The sequence below is a fragment of the Paenibacillus sp. 19GGS1-52 genome (assembly GCF_022369515.1).
Taxonomy (GTDB): Bacteria; Bacillota; Bacilli; order Paenibacillales; family Paenibacillaceae; genus Paenibacillus_AQ.
The window spans coordinates 5,921,376-5,939,890 of the sequence record NZ_CP059724.1; the positions used below are offsets into that span (position 1 = coordinate 5,921,376).

Genomic DNA, 18,515 nt, shown 5'->3' on the forward strand with positions numbered 1-18,515 from the left:
TCACTTGTAGTTGATGCGTGGATCTATAGCGGCATACATAAGATCCACAAGCAGATTGATAAAGACAAAGATAAACGCAATGATCAGAATACCCGTCTGAATGACAGGATAGTCACGCGAACTAATCGCTTCAAATATATACCGTCCCACGCCCGGCCAAGCAAAGATCGTTTCAGTCAGCACAGCGCCACCAAGCAGCGCACCCGTCTGCAAACCAACCACGGTCAGCACGGGAATCAGCGCATTCTTCAGCGCATGCTTGTACACAACCAGGAATTGCGACAAGCCTTTTGCTTTTGCCGTACGGATATAATCGGAATTCATTACTTCCAGCATGCTAGAGCGTGTCATCCGGGCAATAATGGCCATCGGAATGGTCCCCAGAGCAATACTTGGCAGGATCAAATGCTTAATTACTATCCATAGCTGATCCCAGCGTCCCGCCAATAAGCTGTCAAGAACATAGAGGTTAGTGATAGTCTCTATTGGGTTACGCTGGTCCATCCTTCCTATAGAAGGCAGCCAATGCAGCTTTAATGCGAATATCAATTGTTCCATTAGACCAAGCCAGAAGATCGGCATGGACACTCCAATTAGAGCGATAATCATCGCGGTATAGTCAAACCATGAATTTTGCCTCCAGGCACTCAGAATACCTGCATTCACCCCTACGAAAGTGGCAAACAGCATACTGGCTGCCGTCAGTTCAAGAGTAGCCGCCAAATAAGGCACAATTTCTTTGGAGATTGGCGTTTTGGTACGAATCGATGTCCCAAGATCACCGTGCAGTAATTCACCCATATAGTTAAAATACTGTTGCAGCCATGGCTTGTCGAGACCCAGTTGTTCCCGCAACGCCTGCTTGGACTGCTCCGTAGCCTTTTGACCGAGGATCGTCTCTGCCGGATCGCCTGGAATGGCATGAATGATAGAGAAGACGATAATCGTCATCCCGATTAGAACGGGAATTAGTACCATGATTCTTTTTAATAGGTAGGAGTTCAAGTTGGCTCACCTTCCAAAGGTGTAATTATAAAACAGCTCCACAAAGTGGAGCTTTTGCTTCAACGCTTATTTCAACTACTTATGCTAGGACCCCAGTATTCGATAAACAACATACTTGCCGCCACTATTAGCGGCGGCAAGAGAAAATATAGTATAGACTATTCGAAGTAAACCTCACTGTAGTATTCCGTACCTGTTGGTCCAGGAACGAAGCCTTTCAGATTAGCTTTAGCAGCTAGAAGCGGCGTAGTATGCACTAATGGAATCCAAGGTGCATCCGCTTTGATAATAACCTGTGCTTGCTTATACAGATCGGACCGCTTGGTTTGATCGGTTTCTTTCTGCGCATTAATCAGAATGGTATGCAGTTCTTCATTGGCATAGAATGCACGGTTGTTACCAGGGATTGCATCCTTATCCAGCAAAGTGTACAAGAAGTTATCCGGGTCGCCATTATCGCCAGTCCAGCCGAGCATGAAGATATCATCCTTCTCGCCAGCCTTTGTATCATCCAGGTAAGTTGCCCATTCTGGAGATTCGATAACGGTTTTGACACCGATTTTCTCCCAATCTGCTTGAATGGCTTCCGCAACCTTCTTGCCATCAGGCATATAAGGACGGGATACCGGCATTGCGTACAATGTTACAGTATCCGGCAAACCGTTAGGGTAGCCAGCTTCAGCTAGCAGCGCCTTCGCTTTGTCCAGATCAAAATCATAATCCTTCACGCTGTCATTGTAGCCCCATAGGGATGGCGGCATTGGGTTAACCGCAGCCGTTGCCTGTCCTGCAAAGAAAGCATCAATGATAGCTTGTTTGTTTACGGCATAATTAAGTGCTTGTCTTACTTTAACGTTATCAAAAGGTTTCTTCTTGAAGTTAAAGCCGAGATAAGCAACATTGAACGGTGGACGTTCAATTTTTTGCAATTCAGTGTTTCCTTCGAGAGTGGACAGATCATCCGGACTCAAATCCTCCATCAGGTCGATCTCACCGTTCTGCAAAGCATTAAAGCGAGCCGAGTTATCAGGAATGGAACGCACGATAACCTTGTTCAGCTTAGGAAGTCCTTCTTTCCAGTAGTTAGCGTTCTTGTCCAGCGTAATGGAATCGTTACGTTTCCATTCCTTGAAGACGAACGGTCCTGTTCCTACGGGTTCATTCTTAAAGTTCTCTTTCTTCTCTTTAATTGCTGTCGGGCTGGCAATACCAAAAGAAGTCATGGCAATGTTTTGCAGGAAAGGCGCCTGCGGTTGGTTAAGAACAAATTGTACTGTAGTTGCGTCAACTGCCTTTACTTCTTTAATGACACGGCTACCATCAGGTCCGAACATGGAATCAAAGTAGTCAAAGGAATCACCCTCAAATTTGAATTCACTTTTCGGGTCACTCCAGCGCTGGAAGTTGAATACTACAGATTCGGCATCAAAGTCTGTCCCATCGTGGAACTTCACACCTGGATGGAGCTTGAATGTGTAGGTCAAACCATCAGGAGCAACTTCCCAGCTATCCGCAAGTGAAGCTTGCACTTCGGAAGTGCCTGGTTTGTACTCCAAAAGGGAGTCGAATACTTGGTGAGCAATCTTCAAAGATTCACCATCGGTAACGATAGCAGGATCGAGTGAAGCGGAATCCCCACCACGACCTACAATTAATGTATCCTGAGCAGTTGCCTCAGGTGAGCTCTCCGGTGCGGTAGTTGCTGCTGTATTTGTTCCCGCAGTCGCTTCTGTGCTTGCGTTGTTGTTCCCTCCGCAACCGCTTAATGCTAATACTGCACTTAACACTACTACCAGTGAAAGACTACTCCATTTCTTCATCTTTAGAAAACTCCCTTCTTCTATTAAAGATATAAAAGCGTTTATTTGGAGCAGCGCCAGAGCACTGCCATAAACCAAGGCAAATATCGAGGGCCTACTGCTTAATTAGCAATTAAGCCAACAGTGTCTTAACTTCCCCCTCATATAAATGGCAAGCAGTCAGATGTCCGGGTTCAGTCTCCTGTAGAGCAGGTCTTAGATTCCGACATACATCCATCACTCGGGGACAACGTGTGTTAAACGCGCAGCCGACCGGTGCGTTAGAAGGACTAGGCACCTCACCTTGCAGGATAATCCGTTCCTTGCGAATATCCGGGTCCGGTTCAGGCACAGCCGACAATAGTGCTTGTGTATAGGGATGAAGCGGATGAGAATACAGCTTATTCTTGTCGGTAATCTCAACAATTCTGCCCAAGTACATCACTGCAACCCGATCGCAGATATGCTTCACGACGCTGAGATCATGGGCAATAAATATATAGGTTAATCCGAATTCACTCTGTAAATCCTGCATCAGGTTAATTACCTGAGATTGAATGGATACATCAAGTGCAGACACTGGCTCGTCCGCTATAATTAGCTTTGGCTGCAGTGCAAGTGCTCTGGCAATTCCGATCCGCTGACGCTGTCCGCCCGAGAACTGATGCGGATAACGCTGCAGATGCACTTTTGCCAAACCCACTACATCCGCAAGTCGCTCTACAGTAGCTCGACGTTCTTTGGCATTGCCTACACCATGAACAATCAACGGTTCTTCCAGAATACGCTGTACGGTATTGCGCGGATCAAGTGAGGAGAACGGGTCCTGGAATACAATCTGCATCTCGCGACGCCGTTTGCGCATCTCTTCCATAGACAGCTTCGTAATATCCTGGCCCTCAAACCAGATTTCCCCGGCCGTTGGCTCAATCAGGCGCAGCAGTGAACGGCCTGTTGTAGATTTACCACAACCACTTTCCCCTACCAGACCAAAGGTCTCCCCTTTGTTTACCGAGAAAGAAATATCATCTACAGCCTTAACGAATCCTTGAGCTTTATTAAAAAAACCTTTGTTGATTGGATAATACTTCTTGAGGTTCTTGACCGTAAGCAGGCTCTCACTCATACCGCGTCCTCCTGTTGACTTTCATGCAGCCAGCATCTGCAGCTGTGACGCTCCTCCTGCAGGGTAAGCTGAGGAAGAGATTGATGACAAATATCCATAACATGCGCACATCGCGGTGCGAAGCGACAGCCTTGCATGTCTTTACTGAGAATAGGCACATTGCCTGGGATGGAGTACAACCGTTCACGTGTCTCTTCCATTCTTGGTACAGACTCAATTAGTCCTCTTGTATAAGGATGAAGCGGATTTTTGAATATATCATGCACACTGCCTTCCTCTACAACCTTACCGGCATACATAACAGCAACCCTGTGGCACATTTCCGCCACAACTCCAAGATCATGAGTAATCATCATTACCGCAGTCCCTTGCTCTTCGTTCAGACGACGAATTAGATCTAGAATCTGTGCCTGAATGGTTACGTCAAGCGCTGTCGTTGGTTCATCAGCAATCAACAGTTCTGGATTACAGGAGATCGACATCGCGATCATGACCCGCTGGCGCATACCTCCCGATAACTGATGAGGATATTCATCAATTATGGCTTCAGGCCGCGGAATACCAACCTTACGCAGCATTTCTATCGCATGTTCACGTGCTTCTTTTTTTGACATTCCACGATGTAAACGCACGGTTTCTATAATTTGTTGGCCTACAGTAAACAGTGGATTAAGCGAAGTCATGGGTTCCTGAAAAATCATAGAAACCGAGTCACCCCGAATTTTGCGCATTTCTTTTTCCTTAAGCGGTACGATATCCTTACCTTTAAAAAGAATACGTCCACTTACTATTTTACCGGGAGGATTTGGAACCAGCTTTAATATCGACAGGGAAGTGACGCTTTTGCCGCAACCCGATTCTCCAACAATTCCCAGTACCTCGCCAGGATTAATATAAAGATCGACGCCATCAACAGCAGGAACCTCACCGCGGTCGGTAAAGAAATGGGTATGCAGATCTTCAATCTTCAGAATTGGCTGAATCAAGATGAACCCTCTCTTCTATTTAAAAATTGAACTAAGGTCAAATGGTCAAAAAAAGAAAACCTCTCCTATCACAGAGAGATATAATGACTCAAACCTAACATCAAATGAGAATATTAACGGTTTAAAGCAACAAAGTTGTTATTTAATGTATAACTTACTATATAAATCGGTGATGCACAAGAGCGATTTATCATAATAGCTAACACTATAGATTTTATATGATTTATTCCAGTTGGACATTATCCAAATAATGTTATTTATATAACATAAGCCATTTCTCCAATTGGTTCCTTAACGCTTCCCTGTAATACGAAGGCTCGATGATCTCTGCTTCCTCTTCAAATCTCATAACCCAGCGGACAAATCCTATATCCTGATCAATAGCTACCTTAAAATGGATATGCCTCGCCTGACGATCCACCTTATTCGGTTTGATGTCCATTTCCTCATCCTTAATTCTATCCATCATTCGTTCGGAAAACCTGACTTTGAACTCTACCTGTAGGCTATCCCGATCCAAAGACCATTTCTGCTTCATAAAAGCCTGCAAATCAAACTGCTGCTTGGAAAACCAGCGATTCAAGGGCTTCACACTCGAAAAATCGTTAATATGAAACGTTCGAATATCGCCGACACGATGACAAAAGCCGATGAGATGATACCGATTTTCCAATGGAACCAGACAATACGGGTCAATCTTAATCCCTTTCTCTTCATAAGCATTTTCACTATAATCCACCTGAATACTCTTCTGTTTCAGCAGCGCTGCCAGAATAGCAGTCAGAAAGGGTGGCTGCTCTACCTGGGAGTTGCTTCTTTCTGGCCAGATCGTCACTGCTTCTCTTTTAGCACTCTCCATCTTTTCTTCCCGTTCAGCCTTATGTTTGTATTCGGTCGCCAATACTTTTTCATAAGCGCTCTCAAAATCCATAGGCAATAAAGGTTTGATATCTTTCATAATGTTGAGAAGTTGTGAAAATGCATTGGACTCTTCTTCTGACCAGTCCAAGGGATAAAGTGCAAAATTCCCAATAAAAGCGTACCCCTTTCCGTGTCCTAGATGGGTAATGGGGATATGCATCGCGCTAAGTGCATCCATATCCCGGTATATCGTTCGCTCACTGTTGCCGCAGCGTTCTGCTAATTCACGCGCCAATATTCCTGGTTTGGCTTGAACTAGCGTAATGATGCGCATCATTCGGATTAATCGATCTGTCATATTCAATTCTCCTTGATATATGGTAAAATAGGCCCATTATTTTACGAAAAACTAGTCTTTTATATCTACGACTAGTGGTTTGATAACCGTGATTTATAATAATATAATAGAACTATTTTACTATATTACCACAATTAGATGTCACATTTTCCGCCACCCACTTTTACATAATGATGAAAAGTGTGATCATATGTATAATTCTAATTTTCGTTTCTGTGCATCACATGAGGCCCATTCTATATTGTATTTGTCCGACGGCTATATTGTCTCTTTGAAGTACAAATTCGCTCTGCCGATATAGTATTTCTGCTTCTTTAAGCAATAAATGATCTCCTGAACGAACCGCCAATAGCAGCAGCTTATCGGCATGGCGACGGAGCTTCTCGTGGGCTAGTAAGAGTTGACCCGTTTTCCGCAGCTCTACTGCATCTTCGAGCACTTTCTTTGTCTTCAATAATTCCAAATGTTTCTCTACATAAAAGCTGCTGGAGTCTTCCAGAACACTTGTATGATGAGTGTATTCCAGACCCAGTTTTTGTACAGGCAGTTCTCGTATACGTTCTCCCTGCCGCTGTTTATATTGCCACTGCAGCCAGAGGGCTTCATATCTGCCAGCAGGCATAGCAGTCAATGTAAATTCCAACACGACATAATTGCGTTGTCCAGATTGTAATTTACCTAGTTTGAGCAGCAGCGAACGCCCTTCCCCAGCTTCCACTCTGCAGCCATAACTTTGGCTGAACTTTACATGGGGTTCAAGCCAAATTCTCAGCTCGATTTCACGCGCAACTACCTTACGGCTTCTTTTCTGATATTCCACTTTTGCAGTGATCCCTTTCCACTCGACAAGCAAAGCTATATTTCGGGCTCCACCTGCAAAAATACGCTCTTTACTCCATGTAAATATGGGCTGGATACTTGCTTGCATATTTCCACCTCTTTCTTTTTTTGGGTCTTCTATTAATGTACCAATATTGGCGGACAACTCCTTGTCATGGAATATACGTTCGGCTTTATAATATCGACAAAAAAAGAGCCAACCTACTAAAAAAGTAGACTGCCTCTTGGGGCAAAATATTATTTTGTCTAATTTTGACGAAAGTCAGACAGCTATCTTAGCTGTTAACTTTGCTGACCTCGCCCTTAGCATCTTTGAAGAAGAACCCCAGTGCCCACTTGGCGCATAACAAAGAGAGTCCGAAAAACAATAGGGTCCATACTACGGCTGGCAGCGGTGTAAGTCTCGCAAGATTACTAGCATCTCCAGCACGATCTGGTGATATTATCGACAAAGACAGCAAATACAGAGTTCCTGTTACAGACTCTTCCAGTGTCAGAAAGGCCAGCAAGAGGTAATAGTATTTGCTAACCTTTTTCCAGAAGACCAGCATCGCAACATTCAGTACAATAAAACCACTTAACCAAAGAACACCGAAGCCACCACGCACATATAACAGCAGCATAATTAACGCCACTCCGGTGGCCAGTACCAGTCCCCATTGGTGTCGACCTTTGGCATATAAATAGAATAGCAACAGTGAAAATAATGAAGCTAGTGGATATCCAGCTAATGATACTAATATCGCCTTTCCTCCAGCTTGAATCGCAGAATACGTCACACCGCTATGATTAGCGTACAGCTCTATGCGCAGAACTTTACCCGAAAGCAGCAAGGTAACCAGCGCATGACCAAATTCATGAATCATCGTATCCAGATTGCGAAACAAGGACGAAAAAGGAATAAATCTCGTCAAAAGCGCTGAGCCGGCCAGAAATAATATGGTTTTGAGCCATTTATTCATTAAACCATCCCCTCCCGTCCAAAGTATACGACATTTCAAACCCTCTGCTCAATTAATCAGGAACATTGTCTTGTGCCAGAAGCTGTCGGACGCTGTCAAGCTATGATAAAATAAGGGTAATATAAGCCTATACTAGGTGGTGAAATTAATGAAAGAAAGTAGCTGTCGAAAGTTCATGAAACTATTAGGTTCGGCCCTGCTTCTGCTTGGAATATCTGCTGCCCTTCCGGTTCCTGCCGCCCACGCTAATTATTTCAATGATATATATAATGGACTGCAAAAATTCTCGGAGTTACCAAGTGACGTGAATCAATTACAGGAAAGTTACCGGCAGACAACAGAAGAGCTGCAGCAGACCAAAGACGAGCTTGGGAATACGCAAGATCAATTAGGTGAAACGTTGAAAGAGATGGATACGTATCGTACTCAGAATGCCGCCTTGCAGGAACAGAACCTCCAGTTGACCAAGGTGGTAGATGAATTAAGGGATGACCGTGTTGCACGCGAAAATTATTTGCACAAAATCAAGATGACCGTCTTTACTGGAATAGGCCTTGTATTAGGTTATTTTATTCTGACACGGTTGGTTCGTTTCGGTATGCGGCACCGTTCTAGAAGAGGAGATCGGCTGCGGTAATTGGCGGAACAACAAGGGGGATTGAGTATGAACGTCGATATCCAGGATGAAGGAGATAGCGGCAGTGGACAAGCCGTAGCCTTCACAATAGGAGAGAATGAAGAGGTTCATGTACTGCATCCACAGCAGATTATAGCGTATCAGGGTCCCTCATCAGGACGGGCAGACAGGTTCATGGATGTAAAGGGGATGTACCGCAAGCGTAAGCTGATCCGTTCTGATCTGTCTGGTCCTTGCCGGTTCGTCGCAGCCCTTCCCCCGGGATATCGCATAAAGACGCTACAAATGGATGGAAAAAGCGATCTGCTCTACGATTTCAAGCATCTTTTCTTCTATAGCAAAGGTATTACTATGCAGACCCGGGTGCTGAGTATAAAGAATATGTTAATCACCAGAGATATTATCAAGGTTAAATTCTCCGGCCATGGCACTATCGGCATACTGACTGAGGGAACTGTGTGTGAAGCAGAGCTTGATCCCTTAGAGCCGCTATATATAGATGCCGGCAGTGTCGTTGCTTATCCAGAGAATGCCCAGCTTGAACTTACTGTGTACGGCAACCATCTGGCTAGCCAGCATATGAGTTATCATTGGAAAATGACCGGGCATGGATCTGTGTTGTTTCAGGCCGGCCGGCAGAGTCGCCGCTTTGAACGGGATAATAACGATGATGGAATTATCAAGCGATTTTTACGTGAAGCCTTGCCCTTTGGGGGCGTATTTATTAAATAGCTATTGTGCTGATCTTCGCTAAAAAAAGCAAGTCCCCTTATCGGCGACTTGCTTTTTTCTGCATGGCTTCGAATTCTCTCTTAGCCTTGGAAGGCGTTTAACATCCAGACATGCTTCTCAACACTACTTCTAATGCCAATCAACAGATCAGCAGTCGGCTGATCTCTCAGTTCTTCCGCAGCTGTGATTACACCTTGTAGTTCCTCGGCAACTGCAGTAAAGTCCTTAACCAATTCAGTCACCATTACCTTAGCATCTTCGCCACCGCGTGCTTCCTGAAGCTCGGAAAGAGCTAAATATTGTGTCATGCTAGAAGCTGGTTGCCCCCCAATAGCCAGTAAGCGCTCAGCCAATGCATCAACATAGCCGGTAGCTTCATTGTAGAGTTCTTCAAATTTTGCATGCAGCGTGAAGAACTGTGACCCGCTAACATACCAATGATAGTGGTGCAGCTTTACGTAGAGCAATGACCAATTTGCTGTTTGACGATTCAAAGCAGCTTGCAGTTCTGTCTGGCTTTTCAATTGTGTACTCATTAATAAAACCTCCCGGAGAATAGTTTGTTTTTGTATTATATTTAGACTCATTCTAAATCTATATATAATTTAACATACAATTATTTTTTTTGCAATCTATTGCAAAAATTTGGTTGTTGCAAATTCTAGCATAGCTTTCTTTCATTTTATAACCTGTTAGTAACGTCACATTCTGCAAAAAGCACCCAAATTGTAACAATTCACCTCACTATGGAAGGAAAGATTACACAAGAAGAATTTGGGCTCTAACAGCGAGCGTAAGAACCCTCCGAACCCGTAGCGACTTGATTCACGAACGGTCACTTAGATTGAGGTGATATTCGCCTCTGCAACTTTACCTTTAGCGCTCCTGAAGAATGCTTTCATTTCTTCGCGCTTGGCTTTGGGATTGAGCACATATACAGTATCACCAGTCATAATTATAGTGCTTCCGTGAGGGGTCACAATATTTCTATTTCTTATAATTGCCGTGAACAAAATATCGTCTGGCAATCCTATCTCCGCGATCTGCATACCGGCAATCAGCATATGTGACTTAATTTCGATATGATTAAATTCAGAGTCTGTCTTACACAAGGCCACTAGCTCCATAAGAGAAGGCTGCGTTTCATTCTCTTGTCCGACCAACTTTAACCGAGAAGCCAAAGGTGAAATCGTGGTCCCCTGGATAACAGCCGAGGTTAGAACCACAAAGAAGACAACATTGAAGAATAAGCGCCCGTTCGCGAGACCCGCCAGCAATGGATAAGTAGCTAGTACAATCGGAACAGCTCCACGAAGACCCGCCCAGGAGAGCAGTGTTTTTTCACGAAACGTGAATTTAGCAAAATACAAACTTACAAAAACCCCAATAGGTCTGGCTACAGCCATTAATATGACAGATAGCAGCAGTCCTTGCCAGGCAATACTCGCTAGTTCTTGCGGAAACACTAGTAAGCCCAGCAAAACGAACATGAAAATCTGCATCATCCAGGCAAAGCCGTGATTAAAATTCATAATGGTACGGTGATACATCAGCTCGGTATTGCCCAGCGTCAGGCCCATAACATAAACGGCAAGCAGACCGCTGCTGTGTACTGTTGCTGCTAAACCGTAGGTCAACACGGCAAAACCGATCGCCAATACCGGATACAAACCCGAGGAATCCAGATTGATTTTATTGATCATGTATGCTGCCGCTTTGCCGAGCAATATACCCAACAATAATCCGATACCCATTTCCCACGCAAAGGAAAAAAACAGCTTCCATAAAGCCGTGTCAGGATGCTGAATCCATTCGATTAATGAAACGGTTAAAAATACCGCCATAGGATCATTACTACCAGACTCTACTTCAAGAGTCGAGGTTAGGCGTTTATCAATGTTTTTGCCACCAAGTACTGAAAAGACTGCCGCCGCGTCCGTTGAACCCACTATTGCTCCAAACAAAAAGCTTTCTGTCCAAGGCACATCGAGCACAAACTTAGCGAATCCCCCTACAATGGCGGTCGTGAGCAAGACACCTATTGTGGATAAGGATAAGGCTGGCCGGATAACGGGGCGAATTTCCTTTATGCTCGTCTGCATTCCGCCCTCAAACAGAATAACAACCAGCGCGAAAATTCCGATGATCTGTGTTAAAGAAGCATTATTAAAATAAATGAAACGGCTTAATACCATCCCTGCGGCAATAAAAAGAACCAAAGCCGGCATGCCAAAACGGGTAGAAAATTTGGTGGAGAGCACGCCTACGAGCAGCAGTGCGGCCAGCAATAAAATAACATTGTCCGCAAGTTGAGTCATGAGTTAGGTTCACGCCTTTCTTGTACATTATTATTATTACCCTCATTCAATTCCTTTAAAAATAAAACAGCTTCGATTCTTACTCCTAAGGAGTGGAACCGAAGCCGTCTTCAATTATTCTCTGGAATAGATCTGCATTTCCTGAATGGACCAGTAATTCCCACCAGAGCCTGTCTGTACAATCCTGATGTACTGAGTCATCACAGCAGGGAAATGAATCGTTGTAATTTCCTTCTTGCCTTTGCCGGAAGTTATCAATCTCCAGTTCTTAGCATCGTCGGAGACATATACCTCATACCCTCGTGGGTAATCATAAGATGATAATGTGCTGTCAAGATCTATGGCTTCAATGCTGTGTGTCTTCCCTAAGTCGATCTGATATTGCTCACCAGGAACCTGATGTACACCAGTATCCCAACGTGTACGCCGATCACCATCAATGGCACTAAACGGATCAGAAGCCTCAATATTTACATTGGAGGATACCTTCCAGTCGGTACGGTCTAAAGGTACCAATCCGGTAGCAGTAATCTGTACGGTCGAAGACATCACCTTTGAGCCGCTTACTCTTACTGCATACGTGTACAACGTACCTTCACTTAAATTGGGGTCTGTATAATGCGTTTCCTGCACCTTTGAAGCGACAACCTTCATCTCTCCTCCGGAACCATCCGCCCGAAGCACTTCATAGTTGCCTCCAGGAGCTTCAAGCCAGTTCAACGCAACAGATAAGCCTTTTACTGCGGTGGCTTTAAAGCCTTGCGGAGCAGAAGCCTTCATCTCAGATGAAGGCTCCAAAATATATTGTACAGCTTCCCCTGGTGCTAAAGTCTCTGTAAAGGTTAGCACAGGCGTTGCTATCTTCCCAGTCACATAACTTCTTGCTGCTTCATACGTGTCTCCATTACCAAAACGTTCACCCTCGTAGACTGTTTTCTTAGGCATAGTTACATTTACAGTAACAGTCTGCGTTGTTTCCTCGAAATTAACGAAATTAACCAGTATCTTGTTCGAAGTGGCTCCACTGCCTGCAAGAGGTTCTAAAGTCGAGGTATCCACTGCGCGTACATAAACTAACTTATCAGCTAAAGCTGCCTTATTGGTAATTTGATAGCTTAGTGGTGCACCATGAGTGGCATAAGCCAGACTAAGTCTCCTCATAATACTAACGCGTGAATCCTCATTTTCTTTTGTATAATAAATCTCCGTTTTGGCCGGGTCATGCTCCTCCAGATTAAAGCCGTATTTGAATAAGCTAAAATTCTTAAAAAAAGCAGCATGCTGCACAAACATATCCGCATAACCAATATGGCCACGCATAATTCGGTCGAATACGGCTGCCGTACGTTCGGTAGCTCCATATTGGTAGTCATCCACATGACTATCAGAAGTGCCGAACTCGGTAGTCAGCATTTTTTTGCTGAGTCCGTTTGTAGCTCCACCAAAGGTCTTTAGATTCTCCGTAAAACTACCGCCATTGCTAAAAATATAGGAGCTCCCATAGGAATGTCCGTTAGTTAAATCAGTTACTTTCTCTAGCTCCATACGTTGCTCCGGATCACGTTCCCATCCATCCGGGTCGCCACACTCACGCACCGTTCCATTCTGATGTCCGCAGGAATTCTCATCGTAACTTGGCCAGTAAGCCCATCCTGGTGCAACGGTCTGTAAATGCGGCGCAATTTCTTTGCCCTTCGTATTCAGCCACTCGGCCACAGCCAAATTTACGGCCTTGGATCGATTGAATAGGCCCGGCTCGTTATCTACTTCGTAATACTGAAAATACGTGCCGTACTGTTGGAAATAATCAGTCAGCTTCTTCACCGCATCATCCGGCAACGAACCATCAGCCTTAAGCTTGATATCGCCGGTGTATAAATACAGGGCGACAGACTGCATATTATAATCCTTCAATTCCTTGTAATAGTCCTCCATATTGGAGCAAGAACGCCCTACATCGCTGGCACAGCTAGTACGCATAATATTGCCACTGTATGCTATACCGAGCCATTTCATAATATAAGGCAAATGAGTTACCGCACCTTCATCAAAATAAAACTGTTTGTTGTTCACCATGGTACCTGTCAGCGCATAGCTGCCATGAATAGGTTCTTTAATTGGAGAATTCAGCGATTCCAAACTAAGGTCATCCCAAGTCCACCATGTATACTTATCTTCCGAATCGGAAGCATAAATACTATGGGTTGTTCGCAGCTTTAGCTCATTGGTCCCTAGCTTCAGCTGCTCTTTAGGAATGTAAAGCTCATAGGTTTTGCGAAAACTATATTTGCTATCCGTACCTGATACTCCAGCAATTTGAATAATTCCTGATAGCTGCTGGTTAGAAAAGACGCTCATTTGCGGAACTGATTTGTAAGCATCTATTATACCTACGCGAAATAAAACCCCGTTGGCTGGGATCTTATCAAGCTGGTACGTAATCTTCAACTCAGGATTATTCACTCCGTCAAGACCAGATGGAATGCTCAACAAAGCAGCTGTCTTGACTCCAGACGATGCAACACTAAATACCTTCTTGGCATTAGAGGAGCTTGCCGCAGCAAACTCATGAGCTGATCCGTCATGTTGCCCAAGTCTCCATAATACAGTACCCACCGGCAATTCCGTACTATTAGCTGTTGACAGAGCAGGTATATCAAGATTGGCCTCATCAGTCTTTGTTCCTTCCGATCCAAAAACAGAAACAGACAACAGGAACATGACAGCCAAGGCTGCAAACTTTAGTAAGATTAGTAAGGGTTTATTTCTTTTTTTTCGCTTCGCTCTCATACCTTTGTCCCCACTTTCTTCTGAATTGTTTAACCCTAAAGCTTCTTCATGCATCAGGGCAGAAACAATGCATTTTGAGGAACTATAGTCTGTTTCTGAAGCGGACTTTCCCACATTAGACGAATGCTCGCGTCGCCACGATTTTCGTAATATTCAACCTTTATATCATAGACATTTCCTGCGGTCAGTAAGATACTTCCTTCACGGGTGACACCACTCTGCTTCTTCCAGCTGTCGATAATCAGCTTATTGCCGATCCAGACACGGACACCGTCGTCAGATGATACGGAGAACTTATATTTCTCACTATACATCGGCTTAATCTTGCCCTGCCAACGTACGGAAAAAGAATCTTTGCTTATTACTGCTGCCGGTGACCCTCCATGCCAATTAAAATTAATCATGTTGTCATTACGGGTTAGTAGCGCAGCACCAGCCAGCTCTGCGTTATTATAATATTCGCCGGTTAAACCATTACGGGTGACAACCGCTGCGCTTTCGTGCTTAGTACCTTTTGTACGGACATACTCATCTCTGGATACTGTGTAGTTATTATTCATGAAACTTTTGATTTGCTGCAGGTTGTTATTTTCTGTCAGCATCTTTCCCCATGTCATGGTGTAAACCCATTTACTCTGTGTTTGGGATAGTATGGAAGGGTCTGGTAGTTCTCCGCTCTCACCAATACCTATTGGTTTGCCTGCGGCAAGGTCAAGTAAACTCTCATAGTAAGTCTGTTTAAAATCGCTATTGTAAATATCTGCTGCCAGAATATCCACCTTGTCTGCTCCTGGATAATACGATTTATAAGGGTCCGCCCACTCATTAGGCGCATTTGGATTCCAGACCCACAGCAGATTATTCAGCTTGTGCGTGTTCACTAATCGATCGTACATAATGTCCCATAGCTTAGAGAAATTGTCCTTTTGTCCCCACCAGAACCAGTTGCCATTCATTTCATGATAGGGCCGCCACAATACCGGAACTCCTGCATCTCGCAGTTCTCCCAAATATACAGCAATCTCATCAAGATCAGCAATCAATCTCTTATATTGAGGAGTTCCGGGTGTAACGTAAGCATCAAAATTCACCTGGCTCAAGTTCATGGAAACATTAGACCATTCCGGAGAGGTTCCTGGTAGATTCTGATGGAACGTCATGGCTACAATCCCGCCGCCTTTATTCCATTTGATCGCACTCTCCACCACGGCTTGACGCTGGGAGGCAATTGTATTCTTGGGCTGGTTGTTAATAGCTCCTAACTCATAACCATGCAATACTGCATATTGCCCAGTGGTATTCTTCAGTTTATTGTTAAATTCGTCGGGAGTTTCCAGATAGTCATGCTGTCCAGAAATCATTCCCTTACCACTAAGGTTCACCAGATAGCTGAGCAGATCTTTGGCTTCCCCAGAAGCTGATGGGTTAGCTGGCGTATCAGGTGATTCGTTTGTGATTACTCGGGCCACAGGGAGGCTGCGTGCTTCCCCCCAAGGTATTAAAGATAAAATAATGATAATAGATATTATAGCGGTCAAGAGCCGGTACTTACGGTAAGTGTTCAAAGTAATCCTCCTTCTGGTAGCCAAGAGCCGCCGCAGGTCACAAAGGTGATTCCCCTGCTTTTTGGACAAGCAACTTCGGACCAATGAAGTCTATAGCTTAGTAGCCCTGCTGAGAAGCAGGGCCACTAAGCATCGAGTGAAAGGAATTATTATAACTGCTTAACCTGTATCAGCCTTAGTAATGAATACAGCTACTTACTTAGTTCTGAATGGACGAGGATAGGAAAAGGGCGCTTGAAGGAACTACTCCCTTCGCTTGACTTGGACTTCCCCACATCAGACGTGCACTTGCATCACCCTGATTCTCGTAATATTCAACTTTAATATCATATAGCTGTCCGGCATTCATGGTTATGCTTCCCTGACGCTCGGTTCCGCTCTGTTTCATCCAGCTGTCAATAACGAGGCTGCCGTTGATCCAGACACGGATACCATCATCTGAAGTTGTATAGATTTGATAAGTTTCACTGTATACGGGTTTAATCTTACCGCTCCAGCGTACAGAGAAGAAGTCAACGCCTAGTGCTGCATCCGGTGAGAGCAGACGCCAGTTGAAGTCAATTGCAGCATCTTTGCGTACAATTACTGGATTACCTGATAATTGCATATTACTAAAATACTCACCTTGTAGTCCATTCACAGCCGGTGCGACAACATTAGCAACCGTTGGCGTTGGTGTCGGCGCTGCTGTTGGTGTTGCCGTCGGCGCTGCTGTTGGCATTGGTGTCGGCGCTGCTGTTGGCATTGGTGTCGGCGCTGCTGTTGGTGTTGGTGTCGGCGCTGCTGTTGGTGTTGGTGTCGGCGCTGCTGTTGGTGTTGGTGTCGGCGCTGCTGTTGGTGTTGGCGCTGCTGTTGGTGTTACCGTCGGCGCTACCGTTGGTGTTGCTGCAAGCGACGATGACGATACTGCACTAGCAACAGATGAACTTGCATTAATGAACAATGCACTTGAAGGTACCGTTCCTTTTACCTGACTTGGGCTTTGCCACATCAGATTTACCCGCGCATCTCCTGCATTCTCATAATATTCCACTTTGATGTCGTATAGTTGACCAGCTTTGAGATCAATGCTTCCTTGACGTTCAGTTCCACTTTGTTTAATCCAGCTATCTATGACAGACTTCCCATCTACCCAGACGCGTATGCCGTCATCCGATGCAGTATAGATTTGATAAGTTTCACTATAGAGCGGCTTAATTTTCCCAGTCCAACGAATCGAGAAATTGTCGATACCGAGTGCTGTAACCGGTGCTGCCTGGCGCCAGTTAAAGTTGATATTAGCGTCATTTCGTACTAGAGCCGCTGTCCCTGTAAGCAGCATGTTCTTGTAATATTCACCATGCAAGCCATTCAAGGCAGGAGCCTGATCCCCCGAGGAAAACGTTGCCGTAGGAGCTACTGTCGGTGTTGGTGTTGGTGTTGGTGTCGGTGTCGGTGTTGCCGTCGGTGTCGCTGTCGGCGTTGCTGTTACGGACGGTATCACCCCCGATAAATATTTATCCAGAGTTATCGTATAGCTGTTATTCATGAAGGCTTTAATGGTATCCGTGGAGTTATCCTCGTAAAGCAATTTTCCCCAGTTCATCATATATACCCATTTATTCTGCGATTGCAGCAGCTTTGTCGTATTTGGCATTTGACCATTCTCTCCGATAGCAATCGGTTTGCCAGCAGCCAGACTGAGCAAGCTGTCATAATATTTTTGCTGATAGTCATTGTCATATATATCTGCTGCGAGAATGTCAACTTTATTGGCACCTGGATACGTTAAGGCATAAGGATCTGCCCAAGCATTAGGTGCATTAGGATTCCATACCCATAACAGGTTGTTTAATTGATGAACGTTAACAAAACGGTCATACATAATATTCCAGAGTGCAGCGAAATTATTTTTCTTTCCCCACCAGAACCAATTTCCGTTCATTTCATGGTAGGGTCTCCAGAGTACTGGAACCCCAGCATCACGTAAGCTTTTCAAGGATACTGCCACTTTGTCAAGATCGGCAATCAGACTGTTGTACTGCGTCGTTCCCGGTGTTACGTATTTGTCGAAATCCGACTGACTAATCGTCTTTTGAACATTGGACCAGTCATACGTTGTTCCCGGTAGATTCTCGTGAAAGGTCATGGCGACAATACCGCCGTTCTTACTCCAGTTGATAGCACTGTTAACTACGTTCTTCCGTTGTGAAGCTACGGTAGCTTCTGTTTGACCAGTAATTGCACCAAGCTCATAGCCGTGAAGAGCAGCGTATTTCCCGCTGGTCCCCTTTAATTTGTTGCTGATTTCATCCGGACTTTCCAGATAGTCATGCTGTCCCGTGATAATCCCTTGCCCCGAAATTGAATTGAGGTAAGTAAGCAGCTTTACTGCTTCAGGTGAAGCGCCTGCGTTAACCGGTGTCCCGGAGCTTGTAGCTGCTCCTGCAGTAGATGGTGCAATTCCCATTCCTAGTGGAATAGCAATGACAAACAGAATTAGTGACAGGAACATGCAGAACTGTCGATACATACGATGAGCTTTCAAATTCATCTT

Annotated in this window: 14 protein-coding genes; 2 read left to right on the top strand and 12 right to left on the bottom strand. The window is 44.7% G+C overall.

Annotation, left to right across the window (positions count from 1 at the left end):
* The 7 genes from H1230_RS27455 to H1230_RS27485 form a co-directional block, all read right to left on the bottom strand.
* Complete coding sequence (locus tag H1230_RS27455) at nt 1-1,005, bottom strand: ABC transporter permease (protein ID WP_239712975.1); 1,005 nt, start codon at nt 1,003-1,005, stop codon at nt 1-3.
* 158 nt (nt 1,006-1,163) lie between these two features.
* Nucleotides 1,164-2,825 (bottom strand): ABC transporter substrate-binding protein, encoded by a 1,662-nt coding sequence (locus H1230_RS27460; protein WP_239712976.1) that lies wholly within the window; start codon nt 2,823-2,825, stop codon nt 1,164-1,166.
* Nucleotides 2,826-2,937: 112 nt separating this feature from the next.
* Nucleotides 2,938-3,930: an ABC transporter ATP-binding protein gene (locus H1230_RS27465; protein ID WP_239712977.1), complete on the bottom strand. Its 993-nt coding sequence runs from the start codon at nt 3,928-3,930 to the stop codon at nt 2,938-2,940.
* Complete coding sequence (locus H1230_RS27470) at nt 3,927-4,916, bottom strand: ABC transporter ATP-binding protein (protein ID WP_275591000.1); 990 nt, start codon at nt 4,914-4,916, stop codon at nt 3,927-3,929. The genes H1230_RS27465 and H1230_RS27470 overlap by 4 nt, the downstream gene beginning before the upstream one ends.
* A 253-nt stretch (nt 4,917-5,169) precedes the next feature.
* A complete protein-coding gene (locus tag H1230_RS27475; protein ID WP_239712978.1) occupies nt 5,170-6,135 on the bottom strand; it encodes a helix-turn-helix transcriptional regulator in 966 nt (321 codons plus the stop codon).
* Between the two features lie 220 nt (nt 6,136-6,355).
* Nucleotides 6,356-7,063, bottom strand: coding sequence for a hypothetical protein (locus H1230_RS27480; protein ID WP_239712979.1), 708 nt, complete (start codon nt 7,061-7,063; stop codon nt 6,356-6,358).
* 187 nt (nt 7,064-7,250) lie between these two features.
* Nucleotides 7,251-7,937 carry a M50 family metallopeptidase gene (locus H1230_RS27485; protein ID WP_239712980.1) on the bottom strand — a complete coding sequence of 229 codons (687 nt, stop codon included), beginning with the start codon at nt 7,935-7,937 and terminating at the stop codon, nt 7,251-7,253.
* Nucleotides 7,938-8,085: 148 nt separating this feature from the next.
* Between H1230_RS27485 and H1230_RS27490 the strand changes: the two genes are divergently transcribed.
* Nucleotides 8,086-8,574, top strand: a complete 489-nt coding sequence (locus tag H1230_RS27490; RefSeq protein WP_239712981.1) for a coiled-coil domain-containing protein — start codon at nt 8,086-8,088, stop codon at nt 8,572-8,574.
* 27 nt (nt 8,575-8,601) lie between these two features.
* On the top strand, nt 8,602-9,306 hold the full coding sequence (locus H1230_RS27495; protein WP_239712982.1) for an AIM24 family protein: 705 nt from the start codon (nt 8,602-8,604) through the stop codon (nt 9,304-9,306).
* Between the two features lie 80 nt (nt 9,307-9,386).
* On the opposite strand, the gene H1230_RS27500 is transcribed toward H1230_RS27495, so the two are convergent.
* The 5 genes from H1230_RS27500 to H1230_RS27520 all read right to left on the bottom strand — a co-directional run bounded on the left by H1230_RS27500 (nt 9,387) and on the right by H1230_RS27520 (nt 18,512).
* The gene (locus H1230_RS27500) at nt 9,387-9,842 is read right to left on the bottom strand and encodes a Dps family protein (protein WP_239712983.1); all 456 of its coding nucleotides are present in this window, start codon (nt 9,840-9,842) and stop codon (nt 9,387-9,389) included.
* A 303-nt stretch (nt 9,843-10,145) separates the two neighbouring features.
* Nucleotides 10,146-11,624 (bottom strand): potassium/proton antiporter, encoded by a 1,479-nt coding sequence (locus H1230_RS27505; protein WP_239712984.1) that lies wholly within the window; start codon nt 11,622-11,624, stop codon nt 10,146-10,148.
* 114 nt (nt 11,625-11,738) lie between these two features.
* Nucleotides 11,739-14,414: a discoidin domain-containing protein gene (locus tag H1230_RS27510; RefSeq protein ID WP_239712985.1), complete on the bottom strand. Its 2,676-nt coding sequence runs from the start codon at nt 14,412-14,414 to the stop codon at nt 11,739-11,741.
* A 53-nt stretch (nt 14,415-14,467) separates the two neighbouring features.
* On the bottom strand, nt 14,468-15,979 hold the full coding sequence (locus H1230_RS27515) for a glycosyl hydrolase (RefSeq protein ID WP_239712986.1): 1,512 nt from the start codon (nt 15,977-15,979) through the stop codon (nt 14,468-14,470).
* A gap of 199 nt (nt 15,980-16,178) precedes the next feature.
* Nucleotides 16,179-18,512: a PA14 domain-containing protein gene (locus H1230_RS27520; RefSeq protein WP_239712987.1), complete on the bottom strand. Its 2,334-nt coding sequence runs from the start codon at nt 18,510-18,512 to the stop codon at nt 16,179-16,181.
* Nucleotides 18,513-18,515: the final 3 nt, after the last annotated feature.

What these genes read in the sequence shown, in the direction of transcription:
- H1230_RS27460 (WP_239712976.1), bottom strand. Translation starts at nt 2,825, where the DNA reads ATGAAGAAATGGAGTAGTCTTTCACTGGTAGTAGTGTTAAGTGCAGTA.
- H1230_RS27465 (WP_239712977.1), bottom strand. Translation starts at nt 3,930, where the DNA reads ATGAGTGAGAGCCTGCTTACGGTCAAGAACCTCAAGAAGTATTATCCA.
- H1230_RS27475 (WP_239712978.1), bottom strand. Translation starts at nt 6,135, where the DNA reads ATGACAGATCGATTAATCCGAATGATGCGCATCATTACGCTAGTTCAA.
- H1230_RS27480 (WP_239712979.1), bottom strand. Translation starts at nt 7,063, where the DNA reads ATGCAAGCAAGTATCCAGCCCATATTTACATGGAGTAAAGAGCGTATT.
- H1230_RS27485 (WP_239712980.1), bottom strand. Translation starts at nt 7,937, where the DNA reads ATGAATAAATGGCTCAAAACCATATTATTTCTGGCCGGCTCAGCGCTT.
- H1230_RS27490 (WP_239712981.1), top strand. Translation starts at nt 8,086, where the DNA reads ATGAAAGAAAGTAGCTGTCGAAAGTTCATGAAACTATTAGGTTCGGCC.
- H1230_RS27495 (WP_239712982.1), top strand. Translation starts at nt 8,602, where the DNA reads ATGAACGTCGATATCCAGGATGAAGGAGATAGCGGCAGTGGACAAGCC.
- H1230_RS27500 (WP_239712983.1), bottom strand. Translation starts at nt 9,842, where the DNA reads ATGAGTACACAATTGAAAAGCCAGACAGAACTGCAAGCTGCTTTGAAT.
- H1230_RS27505 (WP_239712984.1), bottom strand. Translation starts at nt 11,624, where the DNA reads ATGACTCAACTTGCGGACAATGTTATTTTATTGCTGGCCGCACTGCTG.
- H1230_RS27510 (WP_239712985.1), bottom strand. Translation starts at nt 14,414, where the DNA reads ATGAGAGCGAAGCGAAAAAAAAGAAATAAACCCTTACTAATCTTACTA.
- H1230_RS27520 (WP_239712987.1), bottom strand. Translation starts at nt 18,512, where the DNA reads ATGAATTTGAAAGCTCATCGTATGTATCGACAGTTCTGCATGTTCCTG.